Below are 16,380 nucleotides of genomic sequence, written 5' to 3'. Positions count from 1 at the left end.
GGAATCGATGCGGCTCGTGACGACACGTCCCCGGTGAGGATCGACCTGCGGGCATTCGTCCGACGGGCCCGTCGATACACTCCCTGGGTGCGTGTCCGTCCGATCGACCTCGTCGATGTCCTGATCTACCTGGTGGTGCTCGGAGTCTTCATCCAGCTGTTCCCGGACGTCATCTCCGAATCGTTCTTGTTGGCCCTTCTGACCGCGATCCTGCTGAAGGTCGTACTCGAGGTGGTGCTGTGGGCGAAGAAGAAGATCGTGAACAGGATCCGGACGGCCAAGACATCCGCGGTTCGCATCGTCAGTGCGATCACTCTCCTGCTTGTGCTTCCGGGGAGCAAGTTCCTCGTGCTCGAGCTGGTCGCGCTCGTTTTCGGCGACGCCGTCCGCCTCGGCGGCTTCTTCCAGGTGACCGCGCTGATCATCGTTCTCATGCTCGCCCGCGGAGGTGTGCGACGCCTCCTTGCGAAGGCAGACACGACCTCGACGCAAGCCTGATCGGAGCCGGCGGGCTGATCCGGCGAAGGATCCCGGTGATCCCGCTGACCAGGTCGAGGGCGCCCGCGAGCGCCTCGATCTGCGATCAGTGCGCCATCGACAGGGCGTCCGGGCGGGCGTACGCTGACGCTCATCACCCAGGAGCGACAGTGAAAAGGCGCCACGCAGAACACGCCATCAGCGAAGACGAGCGGATCGCTCGGTATGCCTATGTCCTCGGGAACGTTCCCGCGAGTATCGCCGACAGAGCGTACGCGGCCGCCTACACGCGGCTTTCCGCAGCGCAACGGCGGGAGATCGTCGGCCAGTTGCGCTCGGAGTTGCCCGTCGCCCCGCAGGAACCGGCATCCGACGACCCGAACGAGTTCGCCGTGCTCATGCGCGATCTGCACGCGCGCAACGCGCTGGTCCGCATTCCCGGTGCGGCCATCATCGCGACCGAGTTCGTCGCGAGCCCTCCGATCGTCGCCTACTTCACGACAGGCGCAGGGTCGGTGACCATGGACCAGCAGCCGCCCTGGGTGCACGATCTGGCCGGTCACGAAACCGCCCCCATCGATGGAGGAAGAATCCACCACCGCCGTGGGGCGAACTCGGGCGAGTGGTACGGGAGCTGAGGGCGACGAGGCTCAATCGAGGGTTCCCGATACCCGCCCCCGTTGGGGACCGGCGCCCTCACGGGCAGACGCGGACCCTGCGCCCCTCGAAGGTGACGATGTCGCCGAGCTGAAGCTGCCGTCCGCGGCGACGGTCGACCTCGCCGTTCACGCTCACGTAGCCGTCGATGATGGCCTCTTTGACGTCTCCACCGGAGTCGAGGAGCCCAGCGAACTTCAGGAACTGCCCGAGGCGGATGATCTCGCCGCCGATCGGAACGTCGTCGATCGGAGCCGGGTTCGTCATGCCGGAATGCTAGCCGACCAGGTCCTGCCCGCAGGACCGTCGGGTTCCGCGCAAGGTCACGCGACCTATGACAGCCGTCAGGGATGAGCCGGCGGGCGGTTCCCGAGATCGCGCGCGTCAGGCGCTCTCTGCGAGAGTCCGGTCAGCCACCGCCGCTGCTCGCGCGTGAGGAGGATGGCGAAGATACCCCAGAGGCCGATGTCGTCTACGAAGCCCAAGGGGCCGAGTACAAGTTCGGGGATCAGGTCGATCGGCGCGAACGTGTAGATGACAGCGGCGATCGCGGCGACCCACGTCGTCGGCGCGACGCGATGCTGCCGCCTCTTGACGGCCTTGAGGAAACTCCACCACATTCGCCCAGTGTGCGCCAGGACGTGAACAATGCCGGACTGCTGCGGAAGTTTGACTGCAAGTTCACAGCGATCACCAAGTCTTGAGTGATCTCGGTGATACCCCGGTGCGCCTTGATGAGGTCCGCTGTCCCGGCCGAATCTCCTGCCCCTGTGGCGCAAGTGCGTCGGCCGGGAACGCGATCAGGCAGACTCGTCGTTCGCGGTCGCTTCGATCCAGTCGACTGCTTCGTCGGAGAGATAGAACCCCTCGGTTCCGGCTTCACCGATCCACCACGCGTCCGATGTCAATGACCCGCCTGCTGCCACGATCTTGCTCAAGACCTCTGTGGAGACGGCGTCGCCGTTGTGGGCAATCAGCCACGCCTGCGCGTCACCGTCCAGCAGCGGCCACCACTCGATGGTTTTCATCCGCTCAGACTGTCATCGATGGGCGCCGACCGTAAGGTGACAGCCGTCGAGCCATCGTCCCCGCGAGCTCGACCGCTACCGCGAGACGCCAGCGCATCGCGGAGCGTGAATCGCGTGGCGGCCCGGGTTGTCCGACGGGCCGTCAGGCGCAAGACGGGCCGGGAGCAAGCCGACAGTTCGTCAGGGCGTCGGATCTGATTCCTCGGACTAGCGCTCAACCCCATGACCGCCGCGCGGTTCTGAATCCGGTGCAGAGCGGTACCGTTGGCGCCATGGCAGGTTGGACAGACTTCGCGGTCATCACGGGTGGCGCGTCTGCAGCGCTTGTGGGTCTTCTCTTCGTTGCCGTGTCGGTTCGCGCGGAGCACATCGCCCAGTCGAAGGTGCTGCGTGCTCGCCTCGCACAGATTCTGACCATCTTCGTAGGCGTACTGGCCGCAAGCATCGCGATAGCACTGCCGAACCCTGCCGGATGGATCCTCGGGGTAGAGCTGATCGCCGTCTCGCTACTCATGGCGGCATCCCTGATCGTGCTGGGCAGTCGTGCCGAGCGGGCGGCCACCGTCGCACCACTCGAGCGGATTCTGGAGAAGCTGAACCCGAACATCACGACCGCGGCACTGATACTCCTCGGCGGCACAGGGCTCCTGTTGGGGTTCACTGCTGGGCTGTTCCTGGTCGCAATCGCGGCTCTGGTCGCATTCATCGGCGGTGTCATCGGAGCCTGGCTCGTTCTGGTCCGACCCGCGGGGTGACCAACGAGGCCGGAAAAGCGGCGAGGCCGTGAGTGGGCTCTCGTCGCTCGGTGGCAGCGCTTGCGCTTTCCGGCCTACCCATATTCGCGCGCACTGGGAGGATCGGCGGTCCGAACCTGTCGGCGCTGAGATCGTGCAGTCTCGAGGGTCTCAACGAGGCCGCGAATGTCTCAACCCGCGTGAGAACTCACATTGGAGGGGATGACGGGAATCGAACCCGCGCTATCAGCTTGGGAAGCTGAAGTTCTGCCATTGAACTACATCCCCGCACGCCGTGAGGCGCGGAGCCAGCATAACAAAAGCTCCACGGCGCCGAGCCCGCGCGACGTACGTCGAGCGCTCGGCTGTCACAACACGTCGTCGGGCGCGCCGATCGCGACAGGGGAGCGGCCGACGACGACGGGGGAGCCGACGACAGGGGAGCGGCAGACGATGACAAGGGAGCGGCGGACGACGACGGAGGCAGCGGCATCCCACCCCAACGGATGCTCGCTAGGCTTGCGGCGTGCTGCTCTCAGACCGCGACATCCGCCTCGAGATCGACGCCCGACGCATCGGGCTCGAGCCGTGGGAACCCGAGATGGTCCAGCCGTCGAGTGTGGACGTGCGACTGGATCGCTACTTCCGGCTCTTCGACAACCACAAGTATCCGTTCATCGATCCGGCCGAGGACCAACCCGAGCTGACGCACCTGATCGAGACCACCCCGCTGGAGCCGTTCATCCTGCACCCCGGCGAGTTCGTCCTCGGCAGCACGTTCGAGCTCATCACGCTCCCGGACGACATCGCGGCCCGGCTCGAGGGCAAGTCCTCGCTCGGCCGGCTCGGACTGCTGACGCACTCCACCGCCGGATTCATCGACCCGGGATTCACCGGCCACGTGACCCTCGAGCTGTCGAACGTAGCGACCCTGCCGATCAAGCTGTGGCCGGGCATGAAGATCGGCCAGTTGTGCTTCTTCCGCCTGTCCTCGCCGACGGAGAACCCCTACGGCTCGGGCCCCTACGGCAATCGGTATCAGGGCCAACGGGGGCCGACGGCATCCCGCTCATTCCAGAATTTCCACCGCAGCGATGTGGGAACAACGGATGCCGGGGCCGGCGGGCGCTGAGCACGCCAGCCGTCAGCGACGCCGGAGTGCGCGACCGAAGACGACGTGACCGTCTGCGCTCGCCGGTAGCGGCTAGATGCCCACCACGAGCGCGAGCGACGTATCCCCGCACGCGATGACCTCGACTCCGGCCGCAAGCCGTGTGCGCACGGGCTGAGAGTCGCGCAGGGGGATCAGTGCGTCAGCCAGATCCGCCAGCCTCAGCATGGATCCGGGCTCTCGGCGTGCGTCGGTCGCCGTGACGATCCGGCCCGACGCGTTGACGACCGCGATCGACTCGTCGCCGGCCCGCAGCAGAGGCAGCAGCTCGTGCTCGAGCCGGTCCACGAGCACGTCGGTGCCGACGACGCCCAGCAGCCGGTCATCCACGACGACCGGGCTGGTGATGGTGACGGTGTAGTCGTCGGTGCACACGTAGTCCACGTACGGCCCGGTCACATGGCGGTTTCCGGTCTTGGCGGGCAGGCGCCACCACTCCAGCGCCGTGTAGTCGCGGAACTGATCGCTCGCTGGATCGTCCACCGTGGCAAGACGACGGATGCCGTCACCTCCGCCGAGCCACCAGGCAAGATGCCAGTGCGCATCGGAGAGAACTCCGGGGGCGGCCACGAAACCGGCCCCCGTGACGAGACCATCGGCGGCGAGCGCCGGAACGGCGAACGCCTCCACGAGCGGATCGAGCGTCGCGGCGTTCGGAGCGTGATCCGCGGCGAGGTGCGCCTGCAGGAGATCGCGCCATTCGTCGATGGTCGTGAACAGCCGGTCGATGGTTTCGGCGACGCGCTCCGCGATGTGCACCGGCGACACGCTCGCGGTCGTTCCCAACGTCGGGGGATTCATCACGCTCCCTCCCGGGTGAGGTCGGCGGACGCCTCGATCCGGACCTTCTCGTCCACCAGCCAGTCCAGTGCGCCGGTCGCCTGAGCGATCGTCGCGGCCCTGGCCGCGACCGGGTCGACGTTTCCAATGGCATCGATCACGCGGGTCCGGTTCGCGGCGCTGACGTCACGGTACTCCTGATCGCGCAGGCACAGCCAGAGCAGGGGTCCGGCCTCGCCCTGCAGGCGGACCTCCTCGCGGACGAGGCGGGGCGACTGGCTGATCGCCGCGACCTCCAGCTGGAACCTGCTGAGAGCTCGGCGGGCGCCGCCGGCGGTGGAGAGATCGGCGGCGGCGTGGATTGCGAGGAGCGATTCGACATCATCCCGGCTGGCACGGTCGGCGGCGAGTTCGGCAGCGGTGCCGGCGATCGCGGCGACGTGCAGAGCGAGATCGCGGAGCTCGATGCGCGAGTGCCCTCTGAGCCGGGAGTCGAGCAGTCGGGCGGCGGCGTCGCGGTCGTGGGTCACGAAGCTGCCCCCGTCCCTGCCGCGGCGGGTGCGGACCAGGCCGCGCTCGCGCATGCTCTCCAGCGCTTCGCGCGCGGTGACGACGGCGACCCCGAGGCTGCGGGCGAGCTCGGACTCGCTCGGCAGCCGTTCGCCGTCGCGAAGGACACCGCTGACGATCGCGTCCGTCAACCGCTGCTCGACCAGCTCGGCGCGACCGGTGCCGTCGAGGGGGGCGAAGACGACGGACCGGGCGGCATCCTGACGGCCTGTGGCATTCGGCATGTGCGGCGCTCCCCTGCGTCTACCGGTGGCCTTCGCATCCGTGACAAGACCGTAACACGCGTACCCCCTGTTAGACATCTGGTTCCATATGATTTAGTAGCACCGACCGGCTAGGACCGACCGGAGGGACCGTCCATGACCGCGCAGCCTGCCATCCGACTGTCCGGGCTCACCAAGGAGTTCGGTGCGGTGACGGCCGTCGACTCCGTCGACCTCGTGATCGCGGCCGGAGAATTCTTCTCGATGCTCGGGCCGTCGGGTTCGGGCAAGACGACGGTGTTGCGCCTGATCGCGGGCTTCGAGCGTCCGACCAGCGGCACGATCGAATTGTTCGGGAAGGACGTCACCACGCGCGCCCCGTTCGATCGCGACGTCAACACGGTTTTCCAGGACTACGCGCTCTTCCCCCACATGACCGCCCTCGACAACGTCGCTTATGGCCTGCGCGTGCGCGGTGTGGGACGCACGGAGCGACGCGAGCGCGCGCTGAGGGCGCTCGCCTCGGTGCGCCTCGAACAGCTCGCCGCCCGCAAGCCCTCTGAACTCTCCGGCGGGCAGCGTCAGCGAGTCGCCCTGGCGCGAGCGACCGTCGTCCAGCCGAAGGTGCTTCTGCTCGATGAGCCGCTGGGCGCGCTGGACCTCAAGCTGCGCGAGCAGATGCAGGTCGAGCTCAAGCAGATCCAGCGCGACCTCGGCATCACGTTCATCTTCGTGACCCACGACCAGGAAGAGGCGCTCACCCTCTCCGATCGGATCGCAGTGTTCAGCGCGGGGCGGATCGAGCAGCTGGGGACGCCGCGCGAACTCTACGAGCAGCCGGCATCCCGGTTCGTCGCCGACTTCGTGGGCACCTCCAACCTGTTCGACGCGGATCGGTCCCCGCACCTGATCGGCTGCTCGGGCGAGCACACGATCCGCCCCGAGAAGCTCACGCTCTCTCTCGAGCCTCGGTCGGGGGAGGGCGTGCGCTCCGCGCCCGGCACGGTCGTGGAGTCGATCTACGTCGGCAGCGCCATCCGTCGCGTCGTCGATCTCGACGGGGGCCTGCGCGTCACCGTGCTGGAGCGCAACGATCGCTCGCGCGCCGCCGACCAGGAGCGCGGCGAGCGCGTGCACGTGAGCTGGCACGACGAAGACGTCGTCGCCCTGATACCCCCGGGCACCTGACCCGGGAACAGGCCGCGAGGCGCACGCCCCACGGTCGACCGCACGGAGAGGAAGAACAATGAGGCACATCACACGCGGTAGGCGGCACGCCGCGGTCGCCGCTCTGGCCGTCGGGGCGGTTCTCGCGCTGACCGCCTGCGGCACCGGGTCCGGTGGCGACTCGGGTGGCGACGCCGCCACGGAGCTCGGCGAGTTCGAGGACTCCGTCTCGATCCTCGCGTGGCCCGGGTACGTCGAGGACGGCAGCAACGACCCCGCCGTGGACTGGGTGACCGGATTCGAGGAGAAGACCGGCTGCACCGTCGAATCGAAGACCTACGGCACGTCGGACGAGGCGGTCAACCTCATGAAGACGGGCGACTACGACGTCGTCGCGGCATCGGGTGACGCCACGCTGCGACTGATCGCAGGCGGCGACGTCGCAGAGGTGAACACCGACCTGATCCCCAGCTACGCGGGCGTCTTCGACTTCTTGAAGGACCAGCAGTGGAACTCGGTGGACGGCAAATCGTACGGCGTGCCGCACGGCTACGGTGCGAACCTGCTGCTGTACAACACCGAGGTCGTCACGCCGGCGCCGACGTCGTGGGACATCGTCTTCGACAAGGCGAGCCAGTACACCGGCAAGATCACCGCGTATGACTCGCCGATCTACATCGCGGATGCCGCGGTCTACCTCATGGCGCATCAGCCCGACCTGGGCATCGAGAACCCGTATGCGCTCGACGAGACCCAGTTCCAGGCGGCGGTCGACCTGTTGAAGGAGCAGCGCCCGCACATCAGCGAGTACTGGTCGGACTATCTCAAGGAGATCCAGGCGTTCGAGACCACCGATTCGGTCGCAGGGACGACCTGGCAGGTCATCCAGAACGTGCTCGCCGGCGAGGACGCGCCGACCGATGTCGTCCTTCCGGACGAAGGGGCGACCGGATGGTCGGATACCTGGATGATCGCGTCCGAGGCGAAGAGCCCGAACTGCGCATACGCATGGCTCGACTGGATCGCGAGCCCGGAGACCAACGCGCAGGCGACCGCCTACTTCGGTGAGGCGCCGTCGAGCCAGGAGGCCTGCGACTACCGCGACGACTGCGAGGCGTACCACGCCGGCGACGCGGACTATGCGGCCCAGATCTGGTACTGGACGACTCCGATCGCCGAGTGCGTCGACGGCCGGACCGACGTCGAGTGCGTCGACTACGCCCAATGGACCGAGGCCTGGTCCGAGATCAAGGGCTGACCCACACCGAGCGCCGGGGGCGGCGGACCCGAACCACCGCCCCCGGCATCTTCCCGGAGCACACATGACCGCGACATCCCTCGCCGAAGAGCGCACCACGCCACCGGTTCCACCGCCGCGGAAGAGCGGGCCGCGGCGGCTCTCGTCGTTTCTGATCGCACACCCGCGCACGCGACTCGCGCTGCTGCTGTCGGCACCGTTGTTCTGGTTGGGCGTGGTCTACATCGTCGCGCTCGTGCTGCTGCTGGTCACCGCGTTCTGGTCTGTCGACTCGTTCACCGGCGAGATCACCACGGAGTGGACGCTCGAGAACATCATCACCGTGCTGACGGGCTCGCTCTATCAGACGGTCACCCTGCGCACGCTCGGCGTCGCGCTGCTGGTGACGCTCATCGATGTGGTCGTGGCGCTGCCGATCGCGTTCTACATGGCGAAGGTCGCCTCCCCGCGGGCGCAGCGCATCCTGCTGATCGCGGTGCTGATGCCCCTGTGGGCGAGCTACCTCGTGAAGGCCTACGCGTGGCGCTCCGTGCTGTCCCAGGACGGCATCCTGGAATGGATGCTGGCACCCCTGGGGCTGAGCACCCCCGGGTACGGGCTGCCGGCGACGGTCATCACGCTGTCGTACCTCTGGCTTCCGTACGTCATCCTGCCGATCTACGCGGGCCTGGAGCGCGTGCCCGACTCTCTGCTGGAGGCATCGGCAGACCTCGGGGGCAAGACCTGGCGGACGCTCGGAAGCGTCGTGCTGCCGCTCGTGTTCCCGGCGATCATCGCCGGCACGATCTTCAGCTTCTCGCTCTCACTCGGCGACTACATCACGGTGAACATCGTCGGCGGGGCCAGTCAGATGCTCGGCAATCTCGTCTACACGAATGTCGGGGCTGCGAACAACCTGCCGCTTGCGGCGGCGATCGCGCTCATCCCGATCGTGATCATCTTCGGCTACCTCGCTGTCGTGCGCCGCACCGGCGCCCTGAACAACCTCTAGGACCCGCGCATGCGACTCGGACGGACGGCCCGGCTGGTGCTGGCGGCGGTGACGGGAATCATCCTCGTCGTGATCTACGTGCCGCTGGGAGTCGTGCTCGTCAACTCGTTCTCGACGTCCGCGTCGCTGACCTGGCCGCCACCGGGGTTCACGCTGGACTGGTGGGTGCGCGCGTTCGAGAGCGCCGGCGCCCGTGAGGCGGTGCTGACCAGCGTGCAGGTCGCGATCATCGCCACGGTGATCTCGCTCGTGCTGGGCACGCTCATCTCGATCGCCCTGCAGCGGTTCGACTTCTTCGGCCGCGACGCGATCAGCCTGCTGATCATCCTTCCCATCGCGCTTCCCGGCATCATCACGGGCATCGCGCTGAACAACTTCTTCCGCACCATCATGGGCATTCCCCTGTCGATCTGGACGGTCGTGATCGCGCACGCGACGTTCTGCATCGTGACGGTCTTCAACAACGTCATCGCGCGGCTGCGACGAACGGGGACCAGCCTCGAGGAGGCCTCGGCCGACCTCGGAGCAGGACTGTGGACGACGTTCCGGCTCGTGACCTTCCCGCAGTTGCGGTCGGCGCTGCTCGCGGGCGGCCTTCTCGCCTTCGCGCTGAGCTTCGACGAGATCATCGTGACGACCTTCACCGCCGGTTCCGGAGTGACGACCCTGCCGATCTTCATCCTGAACAACATGTTCCGGCCGAACCAGGCGCCGGTCGTGTCGGTGATCGCCGTCGTGCTCGTGATCGTCTCGATCGTGCCGATCTATCTCGCGCAGCGGCTCTCCGGCTCGGAGCAGACGCGCCGGTAGCCGAGTGGGGCACGACCCTTTCGGATCGTGCCCCACCGCGCATTCGGGTCAGGCGGCGTCGGTCGCGCCGTCGGTGCGGCCGCGAGAGAACCCGGCGTCGAAGCCGCGCTCAAAGGCGCGCTGCTCCGCACGGCCGGAGCGCTCGCCGCGCCCGTGATGTCCGCCGCGGTACTCGGCGGGGTGGTGCGGGTGGCAGGGGTGGGCGCCGTGGGGACCGTAGCCCTCACCGTGCTCGTGGCCGCCTTCACCGTGGCCGTGGCCGAAGCCGTGACGACGGCCGAAGCCGGGGCCGAAGCCGCGCCCGGGACCGAACCCGCGACCGAAGTCGCGTCCTGGACCGAATTCGCTGCCGAAGCCCGGGCCGAAACCGCGCCCCGGCATCCGCGCGTTCTCGTCCCAGCCGAGTTCGCGGGCGATGGCCTCGAGTGAGGCCGTCGTGGCGGCGTAGTCCTCGGGCGAGACCGCCCCGGAGACGCGGGATCGGATGCCGTCCACGATGTCGCCGAGTCTCTCTTTGGCGGCGCGGCCTTCGTCGGTGAGCACCCAGGTGCCATCGCCGGTCTCTTCGACCCAGCCGCGTTCGGCCAGGCCACGGAGGCGCTTGCCCTTGCGAGCGAAGCGCTCGGCGAGCGGGGGAAGCTCGGCGTCGCCCGAGAGCGCGTTGAGCAGCATCCACTCGCGACGTGTCACGTCGGCGTCGGCGAAGGCGGCGCCGAACTCGCGAGTGATCAGGCGGTCGACGGTGCGCAGCCAGTAGCCGAGCGGTCGACGGTCTGTGGGCGCACCCTGCGGCGCGCCAGCGGTTCCCTCATCGGAGGGCTCGTTGGTCGGGGTGTCTTCGTTGTTCATGAGAAGTCCTTTTTATATGTAGTGTGACATGCAAGCCGAGAATATGTCAAGTCACATGTAAATTCGAGATATGACCTCCGCACCCTCCGACCCTGCTGACGTGATCGCTGCGGCGCTCGCCCGACTGCGAGGGCGACGGATGCCGCGCCCGCCGTGGGACGGGGGCCACGGTCCCGCCGGCCATCACGGCGACCCCGGGCACCACCGCGGCGACGGCGGCTGGATGCGAGGCGGTCCGCATAGTGGCATGCACGGCGTGAACGGCGGCATGAGTGGTCCACCACCGTGGGGTGCGGGGCCCCGCATCGGCGGACCGGCGCGACTGAGGCTGCTCGAGGCGCTGGCCGCGGCATCCGGCCCGCTGTCGGTCAATGAGCTCGCCGACGCGGTCGGGGTGGATCAGCCCCGGGCGTCCCGGCTGGTGCAGCAGGCGGCGCAGATGGGGCTGGTGCGCCGTGAAGCCGATTCGGACGACGCCCGACGGACCCGCGTGGCGCTCACCGATCAGGGGCTCGCGATCGTGCGGGGCTTCCGCGGCGAGCGTCGCAGCGCGATCGACGCGGCCCTGGGCGCATTCAGCGACGAGGAGCGTGCGGAGCTCGCCCGGCTGCTGACCAAGCTGGCGGACGCCTGGCCGACGTGACCTCGCGCGGCGTCAGTCCTTCAGCCGCTCCTGGACGGCCTTGACGGGGATCAGGAGCACCAGGCCCACCGCGAGCACGAGGACGATGCCCAGGATGCCGAAGTACGCCGCCCCGAAGACGGAGACGAAGACCGCGAACATCGTCGGAGCGAGGAAGGAGACGGCGCGTCCGGTCGTGGCGTACAGGCCGAATACCTCGCCTTCGCGGCCCGGTGGGATGATCCGGGCGAGGAAGGTGCGCGAAGCCGACTGCGCCGGACCGACGAACAGGCACAGGGCCAGGCCGGCGGTCCAGAACACGATCTGCCCGCCGTCGTGCAGGAAGAAGACGAGCAGCCCGGAGATGATCAGGCCGATCAACGCGGCGACGATGACGGGTTTGGCCCCGAGCCGGTCATCGAGCGCGCCCACCAGGATGGTCGAGACGCCGGCGACGACGTTCGCGGCGATCGCGAAGATGATCACCTCGCCGGGGGAGAACCCGAAGACGGATGCCGCGAGCACGCCGCCGAACGTGAAGACGCCAGCGAGTCCGTCGCGGAAGACCGCGCTGGCCAGCAGGAACCACACGGTGTGACGCGACTCGCGCCACAGCTTCGCGATGTCGCGCCCGAGGCGGACGTACGAGGCGAAGAAGCTCACGCGCTCCCGCTTTGCGCCGGCGCCCCGGTACTCGGGCACCGCGAACAGGACGGGGATCGCGAACAGGCCGAACCAGAGCGCCGCGACCAGCATCGCCACCCGGATCGGGAGTCCGTTCTCGTCGGGAACGCCGAACAGGCCCTCGATGAAGCCGAAGTAGACGATCAGCAGGAGGACGATTCCGCCGATGTACCCCATGCCCCAGCCGAACCCGCTGACCTTGCCGATCGACCGCGGCGTCGAGACCTGCGAGAGCATCGCGTTGTAGTTGACACCGGCGAATTCGAAGAACACGTTGCCGGCGGCGACCAGGAGCAGTCCGAGCCAGAGGAACGACGGATCGGGCTCCACGAAGAACATCGCTGCGGTCGCGGCCACCACGATGTAGGTGTTCACGGCGAGCCACAGCTTGCGCCGGCCCGAGGTGTCCGAGCGCTGTCCGGTGACCGGTGCGAGCACCGCGATGAGCAGGCCGGCGCCGGCCAGAGCCCACCCGAGCTGGGCCTCGACCGTTCCGGCCGGCCCGAAGCTGGAACTGGTGAGGTAGACGGTGAAGACGAACGTGGTCACCACGGCGTTGAAGGCCGCCGAGCCCCAGTCCCACAGGCCCCACGCCAGCACGATGCGCTTGCGCGTGCTGGACGGACCTTCGGCGCCCACGGCGCTCGCGAGCGCATCGGTCGGCGTGATGCCGGAGAACTGCGGCAGGTTGGGCGCCATTCGGGGAACGTCGGGATCGCTCATATGCGTCACGCTAGGGCCCTTCGGTGAACAGCGCGTGCGTCAGGGCACGCGCGCCGCGACTCTGCGGCCTGCTCAGGCTACAGCCGCCCGCCACGGCGACGCGGAAGCACCGAGACCGGCCGCCCGCCGCGGTGCCATGATGTACGCATGCCTGCCCACGTCGAACGCGCCGAGCTGCCCGGAATCGGTGTCCGCCACGACATCGTGACCGAGGAGGGGCGCCGGCTCTCGGTCCTGAACCTCCGCGACGGCGGTCGGCAGCTCGCGCTCTCCGACGAGGACGATCCCGACCGTGCCGGCGAGACGATCACGCTCAGCGACGACGAGGCGATCGCCCTGTCCGAGGTGCTCGGCGCCTCACTGATCCTCACGCAGCTGGCCGGGCTGCGCGATCAGGTGGCCGGCCTCGCCGTCGAGCAGATCCCGGTGCGTGCGGACTCTCCTTTCGTCGCTCGTCCGCTGGGCGACACGAAGGCGCGCACCCGCACCCGGTGCTCGATCGTGGCGATCGTGCGGGCGACGGAGATCCTGCCCGCCCCCGGGCCGGACGACCTCCTGCACAGCGGCGACACGCTCGTCGTCGTCGGTACCCGGGACGGGCTCGATCACCTCGTCCGCATCGTCGGCGGCAGTTGATCGCGGCGGATGGACCACGGCGCGCTCGTCCTCGTCGAGATCGGCGCGCTCATCCTCGGGATCGGGTTGCTCAGCCGACTCGCATCGCGGCTGGAGATCTCTCCGATCCCGCTGATCCTCCTCGGCGGGCTGGCGTTCGGCGAGGGCGGGTTCCTGCCCTTCACGCAGGGTGAGGAATTCATCGAGATCGGCGCGGAGATCGGCGTCATCCTGCTGCTGCTCATGCTGGGCTTGGAATACACCGCACGTGAACTCGTCTCGAGCCTGAACGGCTCGAAGACGGCCGGTCTGATCGACATGGCCCTCAACGCCGTGCCCGGCGCTCTGCTGGCCCTCCTGCTGGGCTGGGGTCCGGTCGGGGCGGTGGCCATGGCGGGCATCACGTGGATCTCCTCGTCCGGCGTCATCGCCAAGGTGCTGCAGGATCTGGGCCGTCTCACCAACCGCGAGACCCCTGTCGTCCTGTCCATCCTGGTGATCGAGGATCTCGCGATGGCGTTCTACCTTCCGGTGCTCACCGCGCTCCTGATCGGGGCGGGACTGCTGGCCGGCACCGTCTCGGTGGTCATCGCACTCGCCTCCGTGACCCTCATCCTCTATGTCGCGCTGCGTCACAGCAGGCTCGTGTCCCGCCTCGTGTGGTCCAAAGAGGCCGATGTCCTGCTGCTGTCGGTGCTCGGGCTGACGCTGCTCGTCGCAGGCCTCGCCGAGGGTGCCAACGTGTCCGCCGCGGTCGGCGCCTTCCTCGTCGGCATCGCCATCTCGGGTCCGGCGGCCAAGCACGCTCAGCGGGTCCTGACTCCGCTGCGAGACCTTTTCGCCGCGGTGTTCTTCCTCTTCTTCGGCCTGTCCACCGACCCGGCCGATCTGGTGTCCATGCTCGTGCCCGCGGTGGGGCTTGCGATCGTCACCATGGGGACCAAGCTGCTGACCGGCTATATCGCCGCGCGCCGCGCCGGCATCGCAGAGCCCGGGCGCTGGCGCGCGGGCTTCGCCTTGATGCCGCGGGGCGAGTTCTCCATCGTCATCGCGGGACTGGCCGTCGCGGCCGGCGTGGACCGCTCACTGGCCGCCCTCGCGACCGGCTATGTCCTGATCACGATGGTCGCCGGGCCGCTGCTGGCCCGCATCCCGGATTCGGCCCGTTTCATGGAGACCACACGGCGGATCGAGGCCAAGCGCCGCGCACGCCTGACCGCCGGCGGGTGACGACGCTCCGCGCGCCGAGCGGGTGACCTGCGATCATCCTCGCGCCGCCGAGCCGACCCACTGGTGCGCACATTCGCCGCGTGATTAGGTGAAGCATGAACGCCGCCACCAGGGCCGGAACCACGTTCAACGGCCGCCTTGCGATCCTGCTCGCGATGGCCATGTTCGTGCTCGTGGTCGACACGTCGCTGATGAACGTCTCGATCTCGGCGGTCGTCCGAGACCTCGACACCACCGCGAGCGGAGTGCAGGGCGCCATCGCACTCGAAGCGCTCGTCTCCGCGGCGTTCATCCTGATCGGCGGCAAGACCGGCGACCTGATCGGCCGCAAGCTCGCCTACATCCTCGGCCTGCTCGGATACGCGGTGGGCGCGATCGCGATGACGCTCGCACAGGACCTCCGGACGATCATCATCTTCTGGGCGTTCATCGGCGGCCTGGGTGCCTCGCTGCTGCTACCCGCGATGCAGTCGCTGATCCACGGCAACTTCCAGGGTGCCCACCAGAAGCGCGTGTACGCGCTGGTCGGCGCGTCCGCGGCCATCGCCGCCGGCGTGGGTCCGCTCCTGGGCGGCGTCATCACGACCTTCCTGTCCTGGCGGATCGGATTCCTCCTCGAAGCCGTCGTGATCGCCGTCGTGCTCTCCGGCATCCGGCTGGTGAAGGACGTCCGCTACGAAGGCTCGCGGACGGTCGACTGGGTGGGGGCGGTGTTCTCCGTGGTCGGCATGGGCGGGATCGTGCTGAGCATCCTGGTCTGGCAGGAGGGCGGGCAGTACGTCGGGCTGCTCCTGGGGATCGGCCTGGTCGCGATGGGCGGCCTGATCTGGTGGCTGATCATCCGCAAGCGGCACGGCAGGGCCACGCTGCTGGATCCGGACCTGTTCAGATCGAAACTGTTCCGCTCGGGTGCGACCGGTCAGCTGCTGCAGCAGGTCGCGCTGGGCGGTTCGATGATCGTCCTGCCGCTCTATCTGCAGATGGTCCTCGAGTACAACGCGCTGCAGGCAGGGCTGTCCATCGCTCCGCTCTCGCTGAGCATGTTCGCGGTGGCCCTGTGGGCGGGCAAGCGGGCCAAGGGGCGCCCCGCGACCATCATCCTGTGGGGATTCGGACTGCTGGTGGTCGGGCTGACGGCGGTGCTGCCGATCGTGCCCCGAGCCGACTCGGGCTGGTGGCTTGCCCTTCCGCTGATCGTGGCGGGAGGCGGCCTGGGGCTGCTCGTATCCCAGCTGAACAACTACACGCTCTCGCCGATCACCGACGAGCGCGTGAGCGAGGCGGCCGGGGTCAATTCCGCGGCCGGGTCGTTCGGTCTCTCGTTCGGACTGGCGTTCGCCGGGGCGATCATGCTGGCCACGCTCGCCTTCACGTTCACCGCCCGGGTGGACGCGAGCACCGTCATCCCTCCCGACGACAAGCAGACCATCGCCGCCGCGCTCGAGGAGGATGCCCAGCTGATCTCGACGACTCAGCTCGAAGAGGTCCTCGACGGCGAGCCGGCCGACGTGCAGGACGAGATCATCGCGATCAACGAGCAGTCACGCCCGATCGCACTGCAGATCGCGTTGCTGGTCCCGATCCTCGCCGGTGTCCTCGGCATCCTGAACGGCCTGCGGATGCGGCGCCTGCCTGATCCGGCGCCGTCTTCGGCCGCAGAAGGAACGCTGATCGGCTGATCGATCCGACACGCCTGCAAAGTTGAGCCAGTCCATATCAACTTCATTTGACACGTTCGGGCGGCCTCCGATAACCTTGAGTCATCGCGGCTCAACCCTTGGGTGCTGAGGCTCACATCTGTGAGTTCCGGT

At 68.2% G+C, this 16,380-nt stretch carries 19 protein-coding genes and 1 tRNA gene; 12 read left to right on the top strand and 8 right to left on the bottom strand.

Going from position 1 to position 16,380, the window contains the following annotated elements:
- The first annotated feature begins 87 nt into the window (after positions 1 to 87).
- Positions 88 to 498: a hypothetical protein gene (locus tag ABD655_RS01400; RefSeq protein ID WP_344710913.1), complete on the top strand. Its 411-nt coding sequence runs from the start codon at positions 88 to 90 to the stop codon at positions 496 to 498.
- 149 nt (positions 499 to 647) lie between these two features.
- Positions 648 to 1,115 carry a hypothetical protein gene (locus ABD655_RS01395; protein WP_344710911.1) on the top strand — a complete coding sequence of 156 codons (468 nt, stop codon included), beginning with the start codon at positions 648 to 650 and terminating at the stop codon, positions 1,113 to 1,115.
- Positions 1,116 to 1,173: 58 nt separating this feature from the next.
- On the opposite strand, the gene ABD655_RS01390 is transcribed toward ABD655_RS01395, so the two are convergent.
- From ABD655_RS01390 to ABD655_RS01380, 3 genes are all read right to left on the bottom strand, one after another.
- Positions 1,174 to 1,401, bottom strand: coding sequence for an RNA-binding S4 domain-containing protein (locus ABD655_RS01390; RefSeq protein ID WP_344710908.1), 228 nt, complete (start codon positions 1,399 to 1,401; stop codon positions 1,174 to 1,176).
- Between the two features lie 77 nt (positions 1,402 to 1,478).
- The gene (locus tag ABD655_RS01385) at positions 1,479 to 1,754 is read right to left on the bottom strand and encodes a YkvA family protein (protein WP_344710906.1); all 276 of its coding nucleotides are present in this window, start codon (positions 1,752 to 1,754) and stop codon (positions 1,479 to 1,481) included.
- Positions 1,755 to 1,934: 180 nt separating this feature from the next.
- Positions 1,935 to 2,162, bottom strand: coding sequence for a hypothetical protein (locus tag ABD655_RS01380; protein WP_344710904.1), 228 nt, complete (start codon positions 2,160 to 2,162; stop codon positions 1,935 to 1,937).
- Between the two features lie 272 nt (positions 2,163 to 2,434).
- Between ABD655_RS01380 and ABD655_RS01375 the strand changes: the two genes are divergently transcribed.
- On the top strand, positions 2,435 to 2,917 hold the full coding sequence (locus ABD655_RS01375) for a hypothetical protein (protein WP_344710901.1): 483 nt from the start codon (positions 2,435 to 2,437) through the stop codon (positions 2,915 to 2,917).
- A 193-nt stretch (positions 2,918 to 3,110) separates the two neighbouring features.
- On the opposite strand, the gene ABD655_RS01370 is transcribed toward ABD655_RS01375, so the two are convergent.
- Positions 3,111 to 3,184: transfer RNA gene (locus ABD655_RS01370), tRNA-Gly, on the bottom strand.
- Positions 3,185 to 3,422: 238 nt separating this feature from the next.
- Here ABD655_RS01370 and dcd point away from each other — a divergent pair.
- Entirely contained in the window at positions 3,423 to 4,028 is a 606-nt protein-coding gene (gene dcd / locus ABD655_RS01365) for a dCTP deaminase (RefSeq protein ID WP_344710899.1), read from the top strand.
- A gap of 72 nt (positions 4,029 to 4,100) precedes the next feature.
- On the opposite strand, the gene ABD655_RS01360 is transcribed toward dcd, so the two are convergent.
- Positions 4,101 to 4,868 (bottom strand): cache domain-containing protein, encoded by a 768-nt coding sequence (locus ABD655_RS01360; RefSeq protein WP_344710897.1) that lies wholly within the window; start codon positions 4,866 to 4,868, stop codon positions 4,101 to 4,103.
- A complete protein-coding gene (locus ABD655_RS01355; protein WP_344710895.1) occupies positions 4,868 to 5,641 on the bottom strand; it encodes a FadR/GntR family transcriptional regulator in 774 nt (257 codons plus the stop codon). The genes ABD655_RS01360 and ABD655_RS01355 overlap by 1 nt, the downstream gene beginning before the upstream one ends.
- Before the next feature lie 135 nt (positions 5,642 to 5,776).
- Between ABD655_RS01355 and ABD655_RS01350 the strand changes: the two genes are divergently transcribed.
- The 4 genes from ABD655_RS01350 (at position 5,777) to ABD655_RS01335 (ending at position 9,846) form a co-directional block, all read left to right on the top strand.
- Positions 5,777 to 6,808: an ABC transporter ATP-binding protein gene (locus ABD655_RS01350; protein WP_344710893.1), complete on the top strand. Its 1,032-nt coding sequence runs from the start codon at positions 5,777 to 5,779 to the stop codon at positions 6,806 to 6,808.
- Positions 6,809 to 6,866: 58 nt separating this feature from the next.
- Positions 6,867 to 8,045, top strand: coding sequence for an ABC transporter substrate-binding protein (locus tag ABD655_RS01345; protein WP_344710891.1), 1,179 nt, complete (start codon positions 6,867 to 6,869; stop codon positions 8,043 to 8,045).
- A gap of 64 nt (positions 8,046 to 8,109) precedes the next feature.
- A complete protein-coding gene (locus ABD655_RS01340; RefSeq protein ID WP_344710889.1) occupies positions 8,110 to 9,036 on the top strand; it encodes an ABC transporter permease in 927 nt (308 codons plus the stop codon).
- A gap of 9 nt (positions 9,037 to 9,045) precedes the next feature.
- Positions 9,046 to 9,846, top strand: a complete 801-nt coding sequence (locus tag ABD655_RS01335) for an ABC transporter permease (protein WP_344710887.1) — start codon at positions 9,046 to 9,048, stop codon at positions 9,844 to 9,846.
- Between the two features lie 48 nt (positions 9,847 to 9,894).
- On the opposite strand, the gene ABD655_RS01330 is transcribed toward ABD655_RS01335, so the two are convergent.
- Complete coding sequence (locus ABD655_RS01330; RefSeq protein ID WP_344710885.1) at positions 9,895 to 10,695, bottom strand: MarR family winged helix-turn-helix transcriptional regulator; 801 nt, start codon at positions 10,693 to 10,695, stop codon at positions 9,895 to 9,897.
- A 70-nt stretch (positions 10,696 to 10,765) separates the two neighbouring features.
- On the opposite strand from ABD655_RS01330, the gene ABD655_RS01325 reads away from it, so the two are divergent.
- Entirely contained in the window at positions 10,766 to 11,338 is a 573-nt protein-coding gene (locus tag ABD655_RS01325; protein WP_344710883.1) for a MarR family winged helix-turn-helix transcriptional regulator, read from the top strand.
- A 12-nt stretch (positions 11,339 to 11,350) separates the two neighbouring features.
- On the opposite strand, the gene ABD655_RS01320 is transcribed toward ABD655_RS01325, so the two are convergent.
- The gene (locus ABD655_RS01320) at positions 11,351 to 12,724 is read right to left on the bottom strand and encodes an MFS transporter (protein ID WP_344710881.1); all 1,374 of its coding nucleotides are present in this window, start codon (positions 12,722 to 12,724) and stop codon (positions 11,351 to 11,353) included.
- Positions 12,725 to 12,871: 147 nt separating this feature from the next.
- Here ABD655_RS01320 and ABD655_RS01315 point away from each other — a divergent pair, with 147 nt between their 5' ends.
- The 3 genes from ABD655_RS01315 (at position 12,872) to ABD655_RS01305 (ending at position 16,248) form a co-directional block, all read left to right on the top strand.
- Positions 12,872 to 13,360, top strand: coding sequence for a cation:proton antiporter regulatory subunit (locus ABD655_RS01315; RefSeq protein WP_344710879.1), 489 nt, complete (start codon positions 12,872 to 12,874; stop codon positions 13,358 to 13,360).
- Positions 13,361 to 13,369: 9 nt separating this feature from the next.
- Positions 13,370 to 14,569, top strand: coding sequence for a cation:proton antiporter (locus tag ABD655_RS01310; RefSeq protein ID WP_344710878.1), 1,200 nt, complete (start codon positions 13,370 to 13,372; stop codon positions 14,567 to 14,569).
- Positions 14,570 to 14,664: 95 nt separating this feature from the next.
- Complete coding sequence (locus ABD655_RS01305) at positions 14,665 to 16,248, top strand: MFS transporter (RefSeq protein WP_344710877.1); 1,584 nt, start codon at positions 14,665 to 14,667, stop codon at positions 16,246 to 16,248.
- Positions 16,249 to 16,380 lie beyond the last annotated feature (132 nt).

Origin of the sequence: Microbacterium terregens (assembly GCF_039534975.1) — a bacterium.
Classification (GTDB): domain Bacteria; phylum Actinomycetota; class Actinomycetes; order Actinomycetales; family Microbacteriaceae; genus Microbacterium; species Microbacterium terregens.
The sequence above is the reverse complement of the archived record's forward strand: the minus strand, read 5'-3'. Positions and strand labels throughout refer to the sequence as shown.

Bases quoted from the DNA above. Each gene is read 5' to 3' on its own strand.
- ABD655_RS01325 (WP_344710883.1), top strand. From the start codon at position 10,766: ATGACCTCCGCACCCTCCGACCCTGCTGACGTGATCGCTGCGGCGCTC.
- ABD655_RS01385 (WP_344710906.1), bottom strand. From the start codon at position 1,754: ATGTGGTGGAGTTTCCTCAAGGCCGTCAAGAGGCGGCAGCATCGCGTC.
- ABD655_RS01360 (WP_344710897.1), bottom strand. From the start codon at position 4,868: ATGAATCCCCCGACGTTGGGAACGACCGCGAGCGTGTCGCCGGTGCAC.
- ABD655_RS01375 (WP_344710901.1), top strand. From the start codon at position 2,435: ATGGCAGGTTGGACAGACTTCGCGGTCATCACGGGTGGCGCGTCTGCA.
- ABD655_RS01350 (WP_344710893.1), top strand. From the start codon at position 5,777: ATGACCGCGCAGCCTGCCATCCGACTGTCCGGGCTCACCAAGGAGTTC.
- ABD655_RS01320 (WP_344710881.1), bottom strand. From the start codon at position 12,724: ATGAGCGATCCCGACGTTCCCCGAATGGCGCCCAACCTGCCGCAGTTC.
- ABD655_RS01335 (WP_344710887.1), top strand. From the start codon at position 9,046: ATGCGACTCGGACGGACGGCCCGGCTGGTGCTGGCGGCGGTGACGGGA.
- ABD655_RS01330 (WP_344710885.1), bottom strand. From the start codon at position 10,695: ATGAACAACGAAGACACCCCGACCAACGAGCCCTCCGATGAGGGAACC.
- ABD655_RS01305 (WP_344710877.1), top strand. From the start codon at position 14,665: ATGAACGCCGCCACCAGGGCCGGAACCACGTTCAACGGCCGCCTTGCG.
- ABD655_RS01310 (WP_344710878.1), top strand. From the start codon at position 13,370: ATGGACCACGGCGCGCTCGTCCTCGTCGAGATCGGCGCGCTCATCCTC.
- ABD655_RS01315 (WP_344710879.1), top strand. From the start codon at position 12,872: ATGCCTGCCCACGTCGAACGCGCCGAGCTGCCCGGAATCGGTGTCCGC.
- ABD655_RS01355 (WP_344710895.1), bottom strand. From the start codon at position 5,641: ATGCCGAATGCCACAGGCCGTCAGGATGCCGCCCGGTCCGTCGTCTTC.
- ABD655_RS01380 (WP_344710904.1), bottom strand. From the start codon at position 2,162: ATGAAAACCATCGAGTGGTGGCCGCTGCTGGACGGTGACGCGCAGGCG.
- ABD655_RS01340 (WP_344710889.1), top strand. From the start codon at position 8,110: ATGACCGCGACATCCCTCGCCGAAGAGCGCACCACGCCACCGGTTCCA.
- ABD655_RS01390 (WP_344710908.1), bottom strand. From the start codon at position 1,401: ATGACGAACCCGGCTCCGATCGACGACGTTCCGATCGGCGGCGAGATC.
- ABD655_RS01345 (WP_344710891.1), top strand. From the start codon at position 6,867: ATGAGGCACATCACACGCGGTAGGCGGCACGCCGCGGTCGCCGCTCTG.